Annotated in this window: 17 protein-coding genes and 1 pseudogene; 14 read left to right on the top strand and 4 right to left on the bottom strand. The window is 37.9% G+C overall.

Going from position 1 to position 20,773, the window contains the following annotated elements:
* The first annotated feature begins 9 nt into the window (after positions 1 to 9).
* The 14 genes from CCC20_RS08580 to ileS all read left to right on the top strand — a co-directional run bounded on the left by CCC20_RS08580 (position 10) and on the right by ileS (position 16,523).
* Positions 10 to 1,056: a hypothetical protein gene (locus CCC20_RS08580; RefSeq protein ID WP_013851569.1), complete on the top strand. Its 1,047-nt coding sequence runs from the start codon at positions 10 to 12 to the stop codon at positions 1,054 to 1,056.
* 175 nt (positions 1,057 to 1,231) lie between these two features.
* Positions 1,232 to 3,076: a translational GTPase TypA gene (typA, locus tag CCC20_RS08585; RefSeq protein WP_003063690.1), complete on the top strand. Its 1,845-nt coding sequence runs from the start codon at positions 1,232 to 1,234 to the stop codon at positions 3,074 to 3,076.
* A 256-nt stretch (positions 3,077 to 3,332) separates the two neighbouring features.
* Positions 3,333 to 3,605 carry a DUF3165 family protein gene (locus CCC20_RS08590; protein WP_003063692.1) on the top strand — a complete coding sequence of 91 codons (273 nt, stop codon included), beginning with the start codon at positions 3,333 to 3,335 and terminating at the stop codon, positions 3,603 to 3,605.
* Between the two features lie 121 nt (positions 3,606 to 3,726).
* Complete coding sequence (gene murD / locus CCC20_RS08595; RefSeq protein WP_013851570.1) at positions 3,727 to 5,082, top strand: UDP-N-acetylmuramoyl-L-alanine--D-glutamate ligase; 1,356 nt, start codon at positions 3,727 to 3,729, stop codon at positions 5,080 to 5,082.
* Between the two features lie 2 nt (positions 5,083 to 5,084).
* Complete coding sequence (locus tag CCC20_RS08600; protein ID WP_048791229.1) at positions 5,085 to 6,161, top strand: UDP-N-acetylglucosamine--N-acetylmuramyl-(pentapeptide) pyrophosphoryl-undecaprenol N-acetylglucosamine transferase; 1,077 nt, start codon at positions 5,085 to 5,087, stop codon at positions 6,159 to 6,161.
* Complete coding sequence (locus CCC20_RS08605; protein ID WP_013851572.1) at positions 6,162 to 7,442, top strand: cell division protein FtsQ/DivIB; 1,281 nt, start codon at positions 6,162 to 6,164, stop codon at positions 7,440 to 7,442.
* A 135-nt stretch (positions 7,443 to 7,577) separates the two neighbouring features.
* Positions 7,578 to 8,945 (top strand): cell division protein FtsA, encoded by a 1,368-nt coding sequence (gene ftsA / locus CCC20_RS08610; RefSeq protein ID WP_003063703.1) that lies wholly within the window; start codon positions 7,578 to 7,580, stop codon positions 8,943 to 8,945.
* 20 nt (positions 8,946 to 8,965) lie between these two features.
* The gene (gene ftsZ / locus CCC20_RS08615; protein WP_003063705.1) at positions 8,966 to 10,288 is read left to right on the top strand and encodes a cell division protein FtsZ; all 1,323 of its coding nucleotides are present in this window, start codon (positions 8,966 to 8,968) and stop codon (positions 10,286 to 10,288) included.
* Positions 10,288 to 10,962, top strand: coding sequence for a YggS family pyridoxal phosphate-dependent enzyme (locus CCC20_RS08620; RefSeq protein ID WP_287179998.1), 675 nt, complete (start codon positions 10,288 to 10,290; stop codon positions 10,960 to 10,962). Before ftsZ ends, CCC20_RS08620 begins: the two co-directional genes overlap by 1 nt.
* 14 nt (positions 10,963 to 10,976) lie before the next feature.
* Complete coding sequence (locus tag CCC20_RS08625) at positions 10,977 to 11,585, top strand: cell division protein SepF (protein ID WP_003063709.1); 609 nt, start codon at positions 10,977 to 10,979, stop codon at positions 11,583 to 11,585.
* Between the two features lie 3 nt (positions 11,586 to 11,588).
* Entirely contained in the window at positions 11,589 to 11,843 is a 255-nt protein-coding gene (locus tag CCC20_RS08630; protein ID WP_003063710.1) for a YggT family protein, read from the top strand.
* Position 11,844: 1 nt separating this feature from the next.
* On the top strand, positions 11,845 to 12,636 hold the full coding sequence (locus CCC20_RS08635) for a YlmH family RNA-binding protein (protein WP_058692779.1): 792 nt from the start codon (positions 11,845 to 11,847) through the stop codon (positions 12,634 to 12,636).
* A 10-nt stretch (positions 12,637 to 12,646) separates the two neighbouring features.
* Positions 12,647 to 13,414, top strand: a complete 768-nt coding sequence (locus CCC20_RS08640; protein ID WP_003063713.1) for a DivIVA domain-containing protein — start codon at positions 12,647 to 12,649, stop codon at positions 13,412 to 13,414.
* A 310-nt stretch (positions 13,415 to 13,724) separates the two neighbouring features.
* Positions 13,725 to 16,523 (top strand): isoleucine--tRNA ligase, encoded by a 2,799-nt coding sequence (gene ileS, locus CCC20_RS08645; RefSeq protein ID WP_058692780.1) that lies wholly within the window; start codon positions 13,725 to 13,727, stop codon positions 16,521 to 16,523.
* A gap of 59 nt (positions 16,524 to 16,582) precedes the next feature.
* Here ileS and CCC20_RS08650 read toward each other — a convergent pair.
* From CCC20_RS08650 to CCC20_RS08665, 4 genes and pseudogenes are all read right to left on the bottom strand, one after another.
* Positions 16,583 to 17,275, bottom strand: a pseudogene (locus CCC20_RS08650) (transposase); the annotation flags it as partial.
* Between the two features lie 101 nt (positions 17,276 to 17,376).
* Entirely contained in the window at positions 17,377 to 17,679 is a 303-nt protein-coding gene (locus CCC20_RS08655) for a DUF1827 family protein (protein ID WP_003063719.1), read from the bottom strand.
* A 71-nt stretch (positions 17,680 to 17,750) separates the two neighbouring features.
* Positions 17,751 to 18,197 (bottom strand): NUDIX hydrolase, encoded by a 447-nt coding sequence (locus CCC20_RS08660; protein ID WP_058692782.1) that lies wholly within the window; start codon positions 18,195 to 18,197, stop codon positions 17,751 to 17,753.
* A gap of 287 nt (positions 18,198 to 18,484) precedes the next feature.
* A complete protein-coding gene (locus CCC20_RS08665) occupies positions 18,485 to 20,773 on the bottom strand; it encodes an ATP-dependent Clp protease ATP-binding subunit (protein WP_003063723.1) in 2,289 nt (762 codons plus the stop codon).

Below are 20,773 nucleotides of genomic sequence, written 5' to 3' on the forward strand. Positions count from 1 at the left end.
TACCAATATATGGAATTTGAAAAAGAAAATTTAAAGAGAAAAAACGATGAGAGTAAGGATGCCCTGAAATCGAAATACCTCAAAAATCAGATTTTTCAATTGGATTTGGAATTAAGTCAAGTAACAGACGAAGATGAGAAAAAGAGACTTGAAGCGTTACGCAATGTTTACATCGAAAAATTGCAAGAAAACAAGAAACGTCGTTTAATCAGGATCCTTTTAATCAGTCCATTGGTTTTCTTGACTCTGATTATTTTGTATCTCGTCACAGCTTTCAATCGAGAAACAACCGCCAATAATAAGGCGGAATGGTCGCCATCTACAACGGCTACGTCAACAAGTACATCTAGTTCTTCAAGTTCATCAAGCACGAGCGAGACCAAGACCTCTTCAACGATAAAACAAGGTGTCCCTGCGGAGCTTGTTGGAAATTGGAAAACAGCTGATTTTGACGGAGTTATTCTGACAATCAGTGAAGATGGCACAATGACTAAAAATCAGTCTAATTATATCGTTACAGAGCGTGTTTCTGGTTATGAAGAAGTGGCGCAAGGTGTTTATCGTTTTTATCCTGCTGATGGAAGTGATAGTGAAGCCATCGGGGCACTTATTTTTGGTGGTATCGGTGGTAGTTACCAAACAACACCAAAATTTGCTTCGGGAATTTATGCTAAAAATGGCTATATTTATCCACAATTCTGGACAACAACCTCTAGCAAATTCACTTATTCGCTAAACACTAATCTCAAATTAGTACCAACCGACCAAGCAGCTGTTACTGATACCATTGATACTAAAAATTTAACAACTGAGCAAGTGGAGTCTTGGGTTCTTGCCATTTATGCTTCGCAAAATCAATTATCTGATGAAGATAAAGATGATTATTTTGTAAATGTCAAAGCATATGATGACAATTTGGTTTATGCTAGTGTCCGAACAAACAGCGATTCAAAAATACGTTTAGCCTTATATCGTGTTAATGCAGACGGCTATCTTGAACAAGGAACACTTGAATCGACCAATTGGAGCGTTGTCAGTACTGCTTATGTCGAATAAGATGAGGCTAAAATATCTATAGTATATAAAAAGATGGGACATAGTTCCCATCTTTTTATATACTATAGAAGCTAAATCCGTGTCTGAAAACATTTACACTTGTTTTATCGCTGTTTTTTCATAGGATTTGTGGTATAATTCAAAAGTTAGAATAAATTTAAAAAATCGAGGAATCATGACTAAATTAAGAGAAGATATTCGTAACGTGGCGATTATCGCCCACGTTGACCACGGGAAAACAACCCTTGTTGATGAATTATTGAAACAATCACACACACTTGACGAACGTAAAGAATTGCAAGAACGTGCAATGGACTCAAACGATCTTGAAAAAGAACGTGGTATTACAATCCTTGCTAAAAATACTGCAGTTGCTTACAACGGTGTTCGTATCAATATCATGGACACACCAGGACACGCGGACTTCGGTGGAGAAGTTGAACGTATCATGAAAATGGTTGACGGTGTTGTGCTTGTTGTCGATGCTTACGAAGGAACTATGCCTCAAACACGTTTCGTGTTGAAAAAAGCTCTTGAACAAAACTTAACACCAATCGTTGTTGTTAACAAAATTGATAAACCATCAGCTCGCCCAGCAGAAGTTGTTGATGAAGTTCTTGAACTCTTCATCGAACTTGGTGCTGACGATGACCAATTAGAATTCCCAGTTGTTTATGCATCAGCTATCAACGGTACATCATCACTTTCAGATGACCCAGCTGACCAAGAACACACAATGGCTCCAGTCTTTGACACTATCATTGACCACATTCCAGCGCCAGTTGATAACTCAGAAGAACCACTTCAATTTCAAGTGTCACTTCTTGATTACAATGATTTCGTTGGACGTATCGGTATCGGACGTATTTTCCGCGGTATTGTTAAAGTTGGTGACCAAGTTACTCTTTCAAAACTTGACGGTACAACTAAAAACTTCCGTGTTACTAAACTGTTTGGTTTCTTCGGACTTGAACGTCGTGAAATCCAAGAAGCAAAAGCTGGTGATTTGATTGCTATCTCTGGTATGGAAGACATCTTTGTTGGTGAAACAATTACTCCAACAGATTGCGTTGAACCACTTCCAATTCTTCACATTGACGAACCAACACTTCAAATGACATTCTTGGCAAATAACTCACCATTTGCAGGTCGTGAAGGTAAATTCGTTACATCTCGTAAAGTTGAAGAACGCTTGCTTGCTGAATTACAAACTGACGTGTCACTTCGTGTTGAAGCAACTGATTCACCAGATAAATGGACTGTATCAGGTCGTGGTGAATTGCACTTGTCTATCCTTATCGAAACAATGCGTCGTGAAGGATATGAACTTCAAGTATCACGTCCAGAAGTTATTATCAAAGAGATTGACGGCGTGAAATGCGAACCATTCGAACGTGTTCAAATCGATACACCAGAAGAATATCAAGGTTCAGTTATCCAATCATTATCAGAACGTAAAGGTGAAATGCTTGATATGCAATCAACTGGTAATGGTCAAACACGTCTTGTATTTTTGGCACCAGCACGTGGACTTATCGGATACCCAACTGAATTCCTTTCAATGACTCACGGTTACGGTATCATGAACCACACATTCGACCAATACTTGCCAGTTATCAATGCAGAAATTGGTGGACGTCGTCGTGGTGCTCTTGTATCTATTGATACTGGTAAAGCAACAACATACTCAATCATGTCTGTTGAAGAACGCGGTACAATCTTCGTTAACCCAGGTACTGAAGTTTACGAAGGAATGATTATCGGTGAAAACTCACGTGAAAACGACTTGACAGTTAATATCACTAAAGCTAAACAAATGACTAACGTCCGTTCAGCTACGAAAGACCAAACTGCTGTTATCAAAACACCACGTATCTTGACGCTTGAAGAATCACTTGAATTCTTGAATGATGACGAATACATGGAAGTAACACCAGAATCAATCCGCTTGCGTAAACAAATCCTTGATAAAAACTTGCGCGCTAAAGCAGCTAAGAAGAAAAAATCTGCAGAGGAGTAAAACAGTCCAGAGGACTGTTTTAGGTCTGAGCCTAAAAATAAAAAAGCGAGGAAATCTGTTAGATTAAATCAAGTCTTCGCCTAAAAATAAGTGAGCGAAGAAGTTCAGAGGACTGTTTTAGGTCTGATCCTAAAAATAAAAAAGGCGAGGAAGCTGTTAGGTTAAATCAAAGTTTCGCTTAAAAATGAGAGAACAAAGCGACTGGTAAAAACAGCTTAAAACTGATAAATTGAGTTGTAAAGGAAAGGAGTTATGAATGTTTTATTTAATCGTTGCTATTTTGATTGTTTCGTATTATTTTTTCATGGCTCCAAAAACAATTCGCAGCACTTTAAATATGATTGGTATGGTGGGAGCAGTAGCTTTATTGCTCGTTTTGGCAGCTATGAGTTTTGTCAAAATTATGCAATCACCACCAGAAATCTTTCTTGGACTTGCTATGGTTGCATTAGGATTCTTCGCCATAAGAGATGTCTATCGCTTACCGTCTAAGAAAGATGAAAAAAAGCATTATAGCAAGAAAAGCTGAGGGTACTCAGCTTTTTTCGTATCTTGGTCAGCTTTGTGGTGGGAAATGTCGTAAAATATTGAAAAACACCTTAAATAAATGTAGAATATTATTATACTTGCAATGTTAGAATGGATGTATGATGAAAACAATTAAAACATTTGAAAATAAAAAAGTTTTGGTACTTGGTTTGGCAAAATCTGGTGAAGCCGCAGCACGACTTCTTGAAAAATTGGGCGCTATCGTTACTGTCAATGATGGTAAAACATTTGATGAAAATCCTGCTGCACAGTCACTGCTTGAAGAAGGAATCAAAGTTATCTGTGGTAGCCACCCGTTGGAACTTTTGGATGAAAATTTTGAATTAATGGTTAAAAACCCAGGTATTCGATACGATAATCCAATGGTAGCACGTGCTATCGAAAAAAATATTCCAGTTATCACAGAAGTTGAGCTAGCTTACATGATTTCAGCTGCCCCAATCATTGGGATTACTGGTTCAAATGGTAAAACAACGACAACAACCATGATTGCTGAAACACTTAATAACGGTGGTAAATCTGGGCTTCTTTCAGGAAATATCGGTTTTCCTGCTTCAGAAGTTGCGCAAACAGCAACAGATAAAGACATTTTGGTTATGGAATTGTCTTCTTTCCAATTAATGGGAACAGATACTTTCCACCCACATATCGCTATTATTACTAACCTTATGCCAACTCACATTGACTATCATGGAACTTTTGAAGAGTATGTTGCAGCAAAATGGAACATTCAAAAGAATATGACTGCTGATGATTTCGTCGTGCTTAATTTCAATCAAGATTTGGCAAAAGAATTAGCACAAAAAACAGCTGCCCAAGTCGTTCCATTTTCTACAACTAAAAAAGTTGACGGTGCTTACTTAGACGGTGATACGTTGTATTTCAAAGGTGAAGCTATCATGAAAGCTTCAGAAATCGGTGTGCCAGGTAGCCATAATGTAGAAAATGCTTTGGCAACTATTGCCGTAGCAAAATTATCAGGAATCGCAAATGATGCTATCAAAGAAACCTTGACTCATTTTGGTGGCGTAAAACATCGTCTTCAAGCACTTGGTGAGATTAATGGTGTTAAATTCTACAACGATTCAAAATCAACTAATATTTTAGCAACTCAAAAAGCCCTTTCAGGCTTTGATAATTCAAAAGTGATTTTAATCGCTGGTGGTCTTGACCGTGGAAATGAATTTGACGAACTTGTTCCAGATATTACTGGGGTTAAATTAATAGTTATCCTTGGTGAATCAGCTCCGCGTGTCAAACGTGCAGCTGACAAAGCAAATGTTCCATATGTTGATGCCAAAGACGTTGCAGACGCTGCTCGTATTGCTTATGACAAAGCTGAAGCTGGTGATGTTGTTCTCTTAAGCCCTGCTAATGCTAGTTGGGATATGTATAAGAGCTTTGAAGTTCGTGGTGACGAATTTATTGCAACCTTTGAAGCAATTAAAGGAGAATAAACATGGCTAAGAAAATAGTCTTTACTGGCGGTGGAACCGTTGGGCATGTAACGTTGAACCTTATTCTTATCCCAAAATTTATCAAAGACGGTTGGGAAGTTCATTACATTGGTGACAAAAATGGCATTGAGCATGAACAAATCACCAAATCAGGTCTTGATGTGACTTTCCATTCCATTGCAACAGGAAAATTAAGACGTTATTTCTCGTGGCAAAACATGCTTGATGTTTTCAAAGTATCATTTGGAATTCTACAATCGTTGGCAATCATTGCTAAAGTTCGACCACAAGCCCTCTTTTCAAAAGGAGGATTTGTGTCAGTTCCACCAGTCATTGCTACTAAGACGTTAGGCGTTCCTGTATTTGTTCATGAATCTGATTTGTCTATGGGCTTGGCAAATAAAATCGCCTATAAATTTGCGACAACAATGTACACAACTTTTGAACAAGCTGAAGGCTTAGCAAAAGCAAAACATGTTGGAGCGATTACAAAAGTCGGCAGTAAAGTTGACTATGATGACAGTAAAATTGAAGAGATAAAAAATCATTTTGACCCTAATTTGAAAACACTTTTGTTTATTGGTGGTTCTGCTGGGGCACGTGTTTTTAATGATTTCATTACTAATACTCCTGAATTAATCGAGCATTTCAATGTTATCAACATTTCAGGGGATAAACGTTTGAATGGTTTAAGTCAAAACCTCTATCGTGTTGACTACGTCACAGACCTTTATCAACCTTTGATGGATATGGCTGATGTGGTTGTGACACGAGGTGGTTCAAATACTATCTTTGAATTGGTTGCAATGCACAAATTGCACTTGATTGTTCCTCTTGGAAAAGAAGCCAGTCGTGGTGACCAATTAGAAAATGCAGCTTATTTTGAGAAAAAAGGCTATGCTCGTCAGCTTGCTGAAGAAAAATTAACCTTTACTAATCTTGAAGAAGAATTAGCTCAACTTTTTGCTCATGAAGATAGTTATCAAACAGCAATGGCGACTTCAAACGAAATCAAATCACAGGATGAATTTTATCATCTCATCACGCAGGACATCTCTAAAACCGCAAAAGGAATGTAAATGACAAAAGAGAAAGAGCAAGATAAAAAAGAATCTAAAACTCAAAATGACGAAAAGCTTGCGCTGACAGAATGGCAAAAACGCAATATTGAATTTCTTAAGAAAAAAGAAGCTGAAGAAGCTGAGAAAAAGAAACGTCAAGAAAAATTACGTTTAGAACGCACGCCGCATGCTAAAAAAGAAGCTGACGATGAGGAAGAAAAAGACTCCCAGTCTGAAAAGAAAGCTGACAAAGCAACAACCAACGGTGATGCTGACGAACAAGAACTCGTTTTAAAAAAAGAGAAAAAACAAAAAGCAAAACAAGCTAAAAAAGCCAGAAAAGAAAAAAAGAAAAAAGAGCAAACGGAACTGACGCCTCTTCAAAAAGCAAGACGTCGTGCTTATCCTGTTCTTATTGTTGCTGGTGCAGTTTTGCTAATATCGCTCTTTTTGGTAACGCCTCTTAGCAAGCAAAAAACAGTCACAGTTTCGGGAACATCAACAACAACGTCTGATGCTGTTTTGACTGCGTCAGGCATAAAAAGCTCAGATTATTTCTTCTCGCTGATTTTTAACCATTCAGCGTATGAAAAAAGCATTTTGAAAAACGATAAAATGATCAAAGAAGCTAAAATCATTTATCATTTTCCGAATAAATTCACGATAAAAGTGAAAGAATATGATATTGTGGCTTATGCTCAGACGGATGATGGCTACCAACCAATTCTTGAAAACGGAACTCGCCTTGATGTTGTTGGAGCGTCTGAATTGCCTGATACTTTCCTGACTATCAATCTTTCTTCTGAAAGTGATATTCAAAAATTGATAAAAGCTTTTTCAAAACTGGATAAAGATTTAGTTAGTCAAATTCAAATTGTTAGCTCTGCGAATTCTTCGACGACAGCTGATTTACTTCTTTTGGAAATGCATGATGGCAATACCGTTCGTGTACCATTGTCAGAAATTGTTGAGAAATTACCTTACTACACGAAAATTAAGGGAAATCTGACAGAAACCAGCATTGTTGATATGGAAGTCGGTATTTATACAACGACAGAAACTATTGAGTCCGAAGCTGCCGCTGAAAAAGAAAGTTCTAGCTCAGAATCAAGTGGTGAAAATACAGATTCTAGTGATACCGAATCAACAACAGAATCTAGTGAGGAAACTCAGACAGAATCAAGTGATACAGAAGTATCAACAGAAACATTTGCAGTAGATGGTGCCAGCGATAATAATTCTACTACAGAGGAAAATCCGAATAATATAACGTCTGGTATGCAGGTTGGTCAACAATAAAATTAAGTTTCTATAACAAAAAACGTAAAATGATAACATTTTACGTTTTTTTATGATATAATATTTTCTGAATAATTCTGATTTTATACAGATTTTAGAATAGTAAATGATTGGAAAGATAGTGAGGTCGAGTGAATGGCTAGAAATGGCTTTTTTACAGGTTTGGATATAGGAACAAGCTCGATTAAGGTTCTAGTAGCAGAATTTGTTTCTGGTGAAATGAACGTGATTGGTGTGAGTAATGTTCCCAGTACGGGAGTAAAAGATGGGATTATTATAGATATTGAGGCTGCTGCGGAAGCGATTAAAAAAGCGGTTGAGCAAGCAGAAGAAAAAGCGGGAATGACAATTGATAAGATTAATGTAGGTCTTCCAGCTAATTTGCTTCAGATCGAACCCACCCAAGGGATGATTCCAGTACCTAGTGAATCAAAAGAAATTAAAGATGAAGATGTTGATAGTGTTGTTAAATCAGCATTAACAAAAAGTATTACTCCAGAGCGTGAAGTAATCTCATTGATTCCTGAAGAATTTATCGTTGATGGTTTCCAAGGAATTCGTGATCCACGTGGTATGATGGGGATTCGCTTAGAAATGCGTGGTTTGATTTATACAGGACCAAGTACTATCTTACATAATCTTCGTAAAACAGTTGAACGTGCAGGTATTAGTGTTGAAAATATAATCATCACACCGCTTGCTATGGCAAAATCAGTTCTTAACGAAGGTGAACGCGAATTCGGTGCTACTGTGATTGATTTAGGTGGCGGTCAAACAACCGTTGCTTCTATGCGTGCACAAGAATTGCAATACACTAACATTTACCCAGAGGGTGGTGAATATATAACCAAAGATATTTCAAAAGTTTTGAAAACATCTATACAGATTGCTGAAGCCCTTAAGTTTAACTTTGGACAAGCTAACCTAGAGGAAGCAAGTTTATCAGAAACGGTCCAAGTTGATGTTGTTGGTAGTGATACACCTATCTCAGTTAGCGAGCGTTACTTGTCAGAAATTATTTCTGCGCGTGTACGCCACATTCTAGATCGTGTTAAACAAGATTTAGAACGTGGACGTTTGCTTGACTTACCAGGTGGTATTGTTCTTGTTGGTGGTGGCGCAATCATGCCAGGTGTGGTTGAAGTTGCTCAAGAAATTTTTGGAACAACCGTTAAACTACATGTCCCAAATCAAGTTGGTATCCGTAATCCAATGTTTGCTAACGTCATCAGTCTTGTTGAATATGTTGGGACAATGAGTGAAGTGGATGTGATCGCGCAACGAGCAGTTTCTGGTGAAGAACTTCTTCGACGCAAACCAGTCGATTTTGAACCACAGCCGCAAGTACGACCTCGAGTGGTCTATAATAATGATTTAGTTGTGCCGGCAAATGATAACCTAGTATCGCAACCTACTCAGGTTCCACCAGTTCAAAAACAAGAAGAATCAAGACCAAAACTTGGTGAGCGTGTTCGTGGTATTTTTGGAAGTATGTTTGACTAAACAATAAGTGAGGAATAAAAATGGCATTTTCATTTGACACAGCATCAGTACAAGGTGCAGTTATTAAAGTTATTGGTGTCGGTGGTGGCGGAGGTAACGCTATTAACCGTATGATTGATGAGGGTGTTGCTGGTGTTGAATTTATCGCAGCAAACACTGATATCCAAGCATTGAGCTCTTCAAAAGCTGAAACTGTTATTCAGTTAGGCCCTAAATTGACTCGTGGACTTGGTGCTGGAGGACAGCCTGAAGTAGGTCGTAAGGCTGCGGAAGAAAGTGAAGAGGTTTTGACAGAAGCTCTTACAGGGGCTGATATGGTCTTTATCACTGCTGGTATGGGCGGTGGTTCTGGTACAGGTGCTGCACCAGTTATCGCACGTATTGCTAAAAGCCTAGGCGCTCTTACTGTTGCTGTTGTAACACGTCCATTTGGTTTCGAAGGAAACAAGCGTGGTAACTTTGCAGCAGAAGGAATTGCAGAACTTCGTGAACAAGTAGATACATTGCTTATCATTTCAAATAATAACCTTCTTGAAATCGTTGATAAGAAAACACCTCTTCTTGAAGCACTTAGCGAAGCTGATAATGTCCTTCGTCAAGGTGTCCAAGGTATCACTGATTTGATTACAAGCCCTGGTCTTATCAACCTTGACTTTGCCGATGTTAAAACAGTTATGGCGAACAAAGGTAACGCCCTTATGGGGATTGGTATTGGTTCCGGTGAAGAACGTATTACAGAAGCTGCTCGTAAAGCAATCTTTTCACCACTTCTTGAAACTACAATTGATGGTGCGCAAGATGTAATCGTTAACGTTACTGGTGGTCTTGATATGACTCTTACAGAAGCAGAAGAAGCTTCTGAAATCATTAGTCAAGCAGCAGGTAAAGGTGTTAATATCTGGCTTGGTACATCTATTGATGATACGATGAAAGATGAAATCCGCGTAACAGTTGTTGCAACAGGTGTTCGTCAAGACCGTGCTGAGCAAGCAGCAGGATTCCAACAACCAACTCGTTCATTTACTCAAGCTAATGCACAACAAGCAGCAGGTGCTCAATACGCTTCAGAGCGTACACAACAACCAAATCAAACAACATTTGAACGTCGTTCAAGTTTTGACTATGATATGGGTGAAAGCCATGCTATGCCAACTTCGCAACAGCCAGCGGCTAATCAATCTCAACAAAAAGAAAATTCATTTGGTAACTGGGATCTTCGCCGTGATAACATTGCACGTCCAACAGAAGGTGAATTAGATAGTAAATTGACAATGTCAACATTTACAGCCAATGATGATGCGGATGATGAACTAGAAACACCACCATTCTTTAAAAATCGTTAATGACAGATTTTAAAAAAAATAAAGACCTTGTTTTTGAACAAGTTGCGCAGGCTACGCAACAAGCCAATCGTTCTAAAGAAAGTGTCAATATTATTGCCGTGACGAAGTATGTTGATAGTGGTGTTGCTGCTCGTCTTATTGACACAGGTATTGAACATATTGGTGAAAATAGAGTCGATATGTTTCTTGATAAATATGAAGCCTTAAAAGATAGAAAGTTGACTTGGCATTTAATTGGAAGTTTGCAACGTCGAAAAGTTAAAAATGTGATTAACTTTGTTGATTATTTCCATGCTTTGGATTCTGTCAAACTTGCTTCAGAGATTCAGAAACGAGCAGAGCATACTATCAAATGTTTCTTACAGGTTAATATTTCAGAGGAAGAGAGCAAACACGGTTTTAAAGTTTCGGAAATTGACGAAGCTTTAACCGCAATCTCTGAATTTGATAAAGTGGAAATCGTGGGCTTGATGACAATGGCTCCGAAAGAAGCTTCTGAAAGTGAGATTGAAGAAATTTTTGGAAAAGCAAACCAACTTAGACAAGAGTTACAAGCTCGCCAATTACCTCATATGCCTTTTACGGAATTAAGTGTGGGGATGAGTGGTGATTACAAAATTGCGATTCGCAATGGAGCGACTTTTGTCAGAATTGGAACATCATTCTTTAAATAACGGGAGAACAAAAGATGGCATTTAAAGATAAATTTGACAAACTAATTTCTTATTTCGACACTGATGAGGTAAGTGATGTTGAAGAAACTGTTGAAGAAGAGGCTCAGCGCCCACATGTTCAACAGCAAGCAGAAGCAGTACCACAACAAGCCCAAAGACGTGCTGAACCAGTTCAAAATGTTAGAACTCAGCAAATTCAAGGTGGTGGAGCAGCTCGTCAACGTCCACAACAGCCTCAACAAAGACGAGCAGTTGAAGAAAATCAACCTGTTCGTTCAATAAATCAACGTCGTGAAGAACAAATGCAAGTACGTGCTAATCAAGCGACAACGACAATTGCTTTGAAATTTCCTCGTAAATATGAGGATGCTCAAGAAATTGTTGACCTTTTGATTGTTAACGAATGTGTATTAATTGATTTCCAGTACATGCTTGATGCACAAGCACGCCGTTGCCTTGACTTTATTGATGGTGCAAGTAAAGTTCTTTATGGAAGTCTTCAAAAAGTTGGTAGTTCAATGTACTTATTGACACCTTCTAACGTTATTGTTAATGTTGAAGAACTTGCTGTTCCAAATAACGGGCAAGACATCGGTTTTGACTTTGACATGAAGAGACGCTAATATATGATTTTTGTATTAATTGTACTATTAAGACTAATTCAGTTTTACTCTTATCTGTTATTTGCGTATGCTTTGCTTTCATGGTTCCCAGGAGCTTACAATACTTGGTTTGGAAGAGCCATGGGGCAACTGGTTGAACCAGTTATTAGACCTTTTCGTCGTTTTAATCTTCAATTCATGGGATTAGACTTTACAATTTTGGCCGTAGTAATTGCGCTAAACGTTTTAAGTCGTATTCTTATCATGATTTTTGCGTAATATGGCGATGCAAAAGGATTTATATCAGCATTTTCGACCAGGTGAGTATGATTTTATTGAAAAGATTGATGACCTTGCTCGTCGTGTCGAAGTAACTTATGCATATGCTTTAACAGATTTTCTAAATCCTCGCCAAGTTGATATCGCAAGAAGCGTTATTGGCAATCGAGGATTGCACTATTTTGTTTCGAGTGATTATTATCCAGCTGAATACGCTCGACTTATTGTGGCACCTGACTATTATGAGTTTAATCCTGAGGATTTTGAATTAACTTTGCTTGAGGTGAATTACAATTCAAAATTTAATCAGCTGACACATTCTCAGATTATGGGAACTTTACTTCATAAGCTTGGGATTAAACGAACAGTTATCGGAGATATTTTAGTTGAATCCGGTTATGCGCAGCTTTTGGTAACGCAAAATATGGCTGATTACTTTAGAGCTGATGTGACTAAAATTGCTAAGGCTAGCGTTTCACTAAAAGAAATTCCTCTGGAACAGTTAATTGCAGGTGAGAAAGATAGTCGACAACTGGACATCATAGTTTCTAGTATGCGCATGGATAAAGTTCTTGCAACAGTTTTGAAGCTTTCAAGAAGTCAAGCAGTGCAGTTGATAGAAACTGATAAAGTAAAACTTAACTATCAAATAGTTGATAGAGCCTCAGAAATGCTTCAAGTTGGAGATTTGATTAGTGTTAGAGGATTTGGTCGCTTTTCTATTTTAAGTGAAAATGGTCTCACTAAAAATGGAAAATGTAAATTGACCGTAGATAAGATGATACATAAATAAGGAGAAATCAATGGCACTTACAGCACTTGATATTAAAGATAAAACATTTAAATTAAAATTTCGTGGTTACGACGAAGAAGAAGTTAATGAATTTCTTGATATTGTTGTAGATGATTATGAAGACTTGGTTCGTCGTAATCATGAACAAGAAAACAGAATCAAAGATTTAGAAGATAAATTAGCTTACTTCGATGAAATGAAAGAATCATTGAGTCAATCTGTTATCCTTGCACAAGAAACAGCTGAAAAAGTTAAAACATCTGCTAACGATGAAGCTGCTAACCTTGTTAGCAAAGCTAACTATGATGCACAACATCTTATTGATGAGGCTAAATCAAAAGCTAATCAAATTTTACGTGATGCAACTGACGAAGCTAAACGTGTTGCTGTAGAAACAGAAGATTTGAAACGTCAAACACGTGTTTTCCATCAACGTTTGGTAGCGGCTATCGAAGGACAGCTTGGTTTAACAAATTCACCAGAATGGACAGAATTGTTGCAGCCAACAGCTGTTTACCTTCAAAACTCAGATGCTGCTTTCCGTGAAGTTGTTGAAAAAGTTTTGGAAGAAGAAGTTCCAGAAACTGATGATGAATTGTCAATGGATGCAACACGTCAATTTACACCAGAAGAAATGAAAGAATTGCAACGCCGTGTTGAAGCAGGAAACAAACACCTTGAAGAAACACAAAAAATTGCTATTGTAGATGACAGCGAAGCAGATTCTGAAATCAATCTTAACGAAACACAAACATTTAAATTAAATATCGAAGAATAAGAAAAACACGGTTGATAGTCAATATTTACAGCGAGCAGGCGATGGTGTGAGACCTGCAATCACTTGGGTATCAATTATCCTTTTCTAACATTTTTACCTGAATCAAGTAGGGTAAAAGGGCAAACTCACCTTACGAGTTAAAGAGGGAAATTTAGATTTTAAAGACTAAATTTCTAAACTAAGGTGGTACCACGAGCTTTCGTCCTTTTTGAGACGAAGGCTTTTTTGTTTAACCATTTATATGTTAGGTCATTTTCTGTTATTGGCAATGTCAATGATAGTTAAATATTATTATTTATAAGGAGTAGTCATGAAACTAAAAGATACGCTTAATCTTGGGAAAACTGCGTTCCCAATGCGTGCTGGACTCCCAAACAAAGAGCCAAATTGGCAAAAAGAATGGGAAGAAGCAGATGTCTATGCTAAACGTCAACAATTAAATGAAGGCAAACCTTCTTTCAATCTCCACGATGGACCTCCGTACGCTAACGGAAACATTCACGTTGGTCATGCTATGAATAAAATTTCGAAAGACATTATTGTACGTTCAAAATCAATGTCTGGTTTCCGTGCCCCTTATATTCCTGGTTGGGACACACACGGACTTCCAATTGAACAAGTGTTGGCTAAAAAAGGTGTGAAACGTAAAGAAATTCCTTTGACTGAATACCTTGAAATGTGTCGTGAATACGCACTTAGCCAAGTTGATAAACAACGTGAAGATTTCAAACGTCTTGGGGTATCTGCTGATTGGGAAAATCCATACATCACATTAATTCCTGAATATGAAGCTGCTCAAATTCGTGTCTTTGGTGCAATGGCTGATAAAGGTTACATCTACCGTGGTGCAAAACCTGTTTACTGGTCATGGTCATCTGAATCAGCACTTGCTGAAGCAGAAATTGAATATCATGATATTGATTCAACATCACTTTACTATGCTAATAAAGTTAAAGATGGTAAAGGTGTGCTTGATACTGATACTTATATTGTTGTTTGGACAACAACACCATTTACAGTAACAGCTTCACGTGGTTTGACTGTTGGTCCTGATATGGATTACGTTGTTGTGAAACCAGCTAATGATGACCGTAAATTCGTTGTTGCAGAAGGACTTTTGGATAGCTTAGCTGAAAAATTTGGTTGGGAATCATTTGAAGTCCTCGCTAAACATAAAGGTACTGAACTCGAATACATCGTTACAGAACATCCATGGGATACAGAAGTAGATGAACTTGTTATCTTAGGTGACCACGTTACACTTGATTCAGGTACAGGTGTTGTCCATACTGCCCCTGGTTTTGGTGAAGATGACTACAATGTTGGTGTTAAATACAATCTTGAAGTTGCTGTTACTGTTGACGAACGTGGTATCATGATGGAAAATGCTGGTCCAGATTTCCAAGGTCAATTCTATGATAAAGTTGTTCCAACTGTTACTGAAAAACTTGGTGACCTTTTGCTTGCTAGTGAAGTCATCACTCACTCATATCCATTTGACTGGCGCACTAAGAAACCAATTATCTGGCGTGCTGTACCACAATGGTTTGCATCAGTTTCTAAATTCCGTCAAGATATTCTTGATGAAATTGATCGCACAACATTCTATCCAGAATGGGGTCGTACACGTCTTTACAACATGATTCGTGACCGTGGTGACTGGGTTATCTCACGCCAACGTGCATGGGGTGTGCCACTTCCAATCTTCTACGCTGAAGATGGTACAGCTATCATGACGAAAGAAGTAACTGACCATGTTGCTGATTTATTTGTTGAATATGGTTCAATCGTTTGGTGGCAACGTGAAGCTAAAGACCTTCTTCCAGAAGGATTCACTCATCCAGGTTCACCAAATGGTGAATTCACTAAAGAAACTGATATCATGGATGTATGGTTTGACTCAGGTTCTTCATGGAATGGTGTTATGAATGCTCGCGAAGGTTTAGAATATCCAGCTGACCTTTATCTTGAAGGTTCTGACCAATACCGTGGTTGGTTCAACTCATCATTAATCACTTCAGTTGCTGTTAACGGACATGCTCCTTATAAAGCTGTGCTTTCTCAAGGTTTCGTCCTTGATGGTAAAGGTGAAAAAATGTCTAAATCACTCGGAAATACAATCCTTCCAAGTGATGTTGAAAAACAATTCGGTGCTGAAATTTTACGTCTTTGGGTAACTAGTGTTGATTCTAGCAACGATGTTCGTATATCAATGGATATTTTGAAACAAACATCAGAAACTTACCGTAAAATCCGTAACACACTTCGTTTCTTGATTGCCAATACAGCAGATTTCAATCCAAATACAGATGCAGTTGCTTACGAAAACTTGCGTGCAGTTGATAAATACATGACTGTTAAATTCAACCAATTGGTAGCAACAATCCGCAAAGCTTACGAAGCCTATGACTTCATGGCGATTTACAAAGCTGTCGTGAACTTCATCACAGTTGATTTATCAGCATTCTATCTTGATTTTGCTAAAGACGTTGTTTACATTGAAGCAGCAGATAGCCTTGCTCGCCGTCAAATGCAAACAGTCTTCTACGATATTTTGGTTAAAATCACTAAATTATTGACACCAATTCTTCCTCACACAGCTGAAGAAATTTGGTCATACCTTGAATTCGAACCAGAAGAATTTGTTCAATTGTCTGAATTACCAGATGCTGAAGTCTTTGCAGGGCAAGAGAATATTCTTGAAGAATGGGATGCCTTCATGACACTTCGTAACCAAGCTCAAAAAGCTTTGGAAGAAGCTCGTAATGCTAAAATCATTGGTAAATCATTGGAAGCTCATTTGACAATTTATGCTAGCGAAGAAGTGAAGACTCTTCTTACAGCACTTGATAGTAACGTTGCTCAATTGTTGATTGTATCTCAATTAACTGTTACTGATGAATCAGCACCTGCTGACGCAGTAGCTTTTGATGATGTTGCGTTCACAGTTGCTCATGCTGAAGGACAAGTTTGTGACCGTTGCCGTCGTGTTGACCCAACAGTTAAAGAACGTTCATACGGTGTTACCATTTGTGACCACTGTGATGAAATCGTTGAAGCAAACTTCCCAGAAGTAGTAGCAGAAGGATTTGAAGTTAAAGCAAAATAACATAACACTGCTTAACAAATACAAAAACGGCTCTTTGTCAACTGTAGTGGGTGACAAAGTTAAGCTCTAGCGAGAACAAGTGTTGTTCTCGCTTTTTTTGCTGTTCAAAGCGAGGTAAATGCGCTTTTTTTAAGTTGTCAAAGTTCCTATAACCAAAAGCGTTGTATTTAATATTTTTGATGAGTTTGTTGGTTGCTTTAAGTTTGGTGTTGGTAATGTATTCCTTATAGTGAATAAAAGTTGTTAGTGCTGTTTTTAAAGAGTGATTGAGTTGAGGTAAAGCTTCCTAAATTAATCCAAAGAATTGTTCGGTATTCTTTTCTTGTAAGTGAAAAAGGAGTAATTGATAAAGGTTGTAGTAGTGTTTAAGTTGCGGCACATGTTTAAAAATCTTTTCTAAACATCCTTTAAGCGTTAACGTTTCTCTGAAAGTCTTTGAGTAAAAAGTATGAGGCGATAATTTTCGACTATCCTTTTGAATGAGCTTCCAGTAATATTTTAGGACACGGTATTCAAGAGATTTCTTCTCAAATTGTTTCATTATTTGGATACGTGTCTGTTTTAGCGCTCTGTTCATGTGCTGAACAATATGAAAACTTTTAGACCGAGAGTAAAATTGGAGAGTGAAGGTGTTTAAGTAAAGGACTGTAGTTACCAGACATGTCCATCGTAGCGACTTTCACCCTTTCCCGAGCCTCTTTTGAGTATTTAAAAAAGTAATTACGAATGATTGCTTGTCGTCTGTTATCAAGATATGATTCTTTCTATTTATTGTTTCATCGCTTTAAATTTGAAGTCATATGGGACTTTTTGTATACTAAAGCAAATAAAAAATCAGGTTGTGGAGACCTGATTAGTGAGCTGTTGGGAATGAAATTTCAATTAGATTTGCTGTGTGCAAGGTTTTTAATTGGTCTAGTTGAACGATTGATTTATCGATTTTACGTTTGAGGAAAAATTCACGAATTGCTTCAATTTCACTATCTTTAATAGCGCGATATTTGTTTGAGATCAATAGCTCGTAGTGTTTTGGCGCTTGTGTGAAAATAACATCAGTATTTCCTGCAGAATAGGTCTCGACGAGCTTTGTATCCGTATTTCGCAACTGATTACGAACCAGCTCAGAATGACTACTTGTTGTGTTGATTAACCTCATATATCTCCTCCTGTGTGATTTTCTACCCCTATTATAACACTATTTTGAGTGAAAAAGTAGAATAAGAGATATTAGTGATGATTTTTTTTCCAAGATTCAACCCCCCACTTGTGGCTACCACGTTTTAATTTGTCGATAGCTTCATCAATTGAAAACCAAGAGAGGTTGTTGAAGTCTTCCAAAGGATTATCAATTTCTTCAAAATGTGTCACTTCGTAGATATAAGCGGGATTATAAAAATAGGTATCACGGTGGCGAGAGTAAAAATACTCATCTGCCTGTCCATAGTAATAACCTAGCTCAGCCGAAAAGCCCAATTCTTCAATGAGTTCACGTTTTAAAGCTGAAAAATGGTCTTCACCAGCTTCGATTTCTCCACCAGGAAGAAACCAAGAACCATTAGGTGCTTGAACTAGGATAATCTGGTTTTTATCAGCATTTGGAATAATGGCATAAACACCATAGCGTGCTTTGTAATCAACAGTTGTAAGTTTTTCACCGAAAGTTGGATTTGTCATGATATTCTCCTATGAAAAATATGATAGAAATAGTGGAGACCAAAATAATTAGTACGAGTGTCTGTTGGTGACATTATACTAAAAAAATGAACTTTTTTCTATAAAATTATCGGAATATTTTGATTTTTTTATGACAATTTGCCGTTATAAAAACAGCAGAGCAGAGAATGTTGTGGAAATCTGGAATATCATCAAGTCTTGTTGATGAGCTGTCACTAGTAAAGTCATTTGAAGCAAAGAAAGAAATAGTTTGGAACTATTGTCGTCCCAAACTATTTAGAGTTTCATTATTCTGATTCTGCTGAAACGGTTGTTTCTTCTTTTTCAATTTTTTTAGCAGATTTGATGATAATTTTACCATTACTTGTCATAACAGCTTTCAAATCTTTTTCGCTTGGGTTTTCAAGATAGAAGTCTGTAATGGCATCTTCAATGTGATCTTGGATAGTACGACGTAATGGACGAGCACCCATTTTAGGATCGTAGCCAAGGTCAACTAATTTTTCTTTTACTTTATCAGAAACTTCGAGGTGAATATCGTTAGTTGCTAGGCGTTTATTGACATCGTCAAGCATAAGGTTAACAATTTGGAGAAGATTGTCTTTGCTAAGAGCCTTAAATTCGATAATACCGTCGAAACGGTTCATGAATTCAGGACTGAAGTAGTTGCTAAGTTCACCAAGAACAGAATTTGTACGTCCTTCACGAGCAGCACCGAAACCAACTGAAGCTTCTGTTTTACCAGTACCAGCATTAGAAGTCATGATAATAATAGTATCTTTGAAGCTTACTGTACGACCTTGACCGTCAGTCAAACGACCGTCATCAAGAACTTGCAAGAACATATGCATAACATCAGGATGCGCTTTTTCAACTTCGTCAAGAAGGATGAGTGAGTATGGATTACGGCGAACTTTTTCTGTCAATTGACCAGCTTCTTCGTAACCAACGTATCCTGGAGGCGCTCCGACAAGTTTAGCGACCGCATGTTTTTCCATGTATTCAGACATATCGAAACGAATCATACTGTCAGCTGAGCCGAAAAGTTCAATCGCTAATTGTTTAGAAAGTTCTGTTTTACCAACACCAGTTGGTCCAACAAAGAGGAACGAACCGATTGGACGATTTGGGGTACCAAGACCGACACGATTACGGCGAATAGCTTTGGCAATCTTGTCAACGGCATCATCTTGACCAATGACGTGTGTTTTCAAATCATCAGCAAGATTAATTAATTGTGATTGTTCCTTTTCTTTCAAATCACCAACAGGAATGTTAGTTTTTTCTTCAACGATAGCTTCGATAGTCTTTTCAGTAATGACTGGGATATCGTCTTCGTTGATTGTTTGTTGTTGCATTTCCTTGTATTTAGCGATTTGGTCACGGAAATAAGCTGCGCGTTCATAATCTTCTTCGCGAGTAGCTTGTGTTTTTAGGTTTTCAGCTTCCACTAAACGCTTGTCGATTTCTTGTGGGTCAACAAAGTTAAGGGTTAAATTCATTTTAGAACCAGCTTCGTCTAGCAAATCAATGGCTTTATCTGGGAGGAAGCGATCCTGAATGTAACGGTTAGAAAGATTTGCGGCAGCTTCAATTGCATCATCGCTGTATTTGACATGATGATAATCTTCGTATTTCTTTTGAATACCACGAAGAATCGTAATCGTTTCTTCCACGCTTGGTTCATCAACTTTGACAGGTTGCATACGGCGTTCAAGTGCTGCATCTTTTTCAATAATGCGGTATTCATTGAGTGTCGTAGCACCAACTAATTGAAGTTCACCACGAGCAAGTGCTGGTTTTAAAATATTACCAGCGTCCATGTTGCCGTCGCCTGCAGAACCAGCACCGACAATTTCGTGAATTTCGTCAATGAAGAGAATAACGTCCTTGCGTTCACGGATTTCTTCCATGAGTTTTTGCATACGTTCTTCAAATTGACCACGAATACCTGTTCCTTGCACAAGGCTAACGACATCAAGACGAATAACCTGTTTATTTTGAAGTTTTTGTGGAACGTTACCATCTACGATTTTTTGAGCTAATCCTTCAACAACGGCTGTTTTACCAACCCCTGGTTCACCAATAAGAACAGGATTATTTTTGGTACGACGGTTAAGAATTTCAATCACACGAATGATTTCGGCATCACGTCCAATGACAGGGTCGATGTCACCGCGACGAGCAATATCAGTAACGTTGATACCAAATTCTTCTAGCAAACCTTTTTGTTGTTGCTGTTGGCTAGCTGCGCCGTTTGGACGATAATTGTTATTATTGCCGCCGTTATTTCCACCACCTGATTGTGTTGGAGGCGTATTTTGGAAATCTTGTCCACCGAATGCGTGGAAATTATTTAAATTACTGAAGAAATCATCAAAAGGATTCATACCAGTAGATTGATTTTGTGTGGAAGAAGTTTGTGCATTTCCTAAACCACCTAAAATAGTATTGTTAGGGTCAGTTTTCATGATTTGATAGCAATTTTGGCACAAATCAATTTGCTTTTGCTGACCATTGACATTTGTATAGAGATGAATTGTTGATTCGTTTAAATGACAATTTTGACAGAGCAT

The sequence above is a fragment of the Streptococcus sp. LMAG:39 genome (assembly GCF_008680485.1).
Classification (GTDB): domain Bacteria; phylum Bacillota; class Bacilli; order Lactobacillales; family Streptococcaceae; genus Streptococcus; species Streptococcus pasteurianus.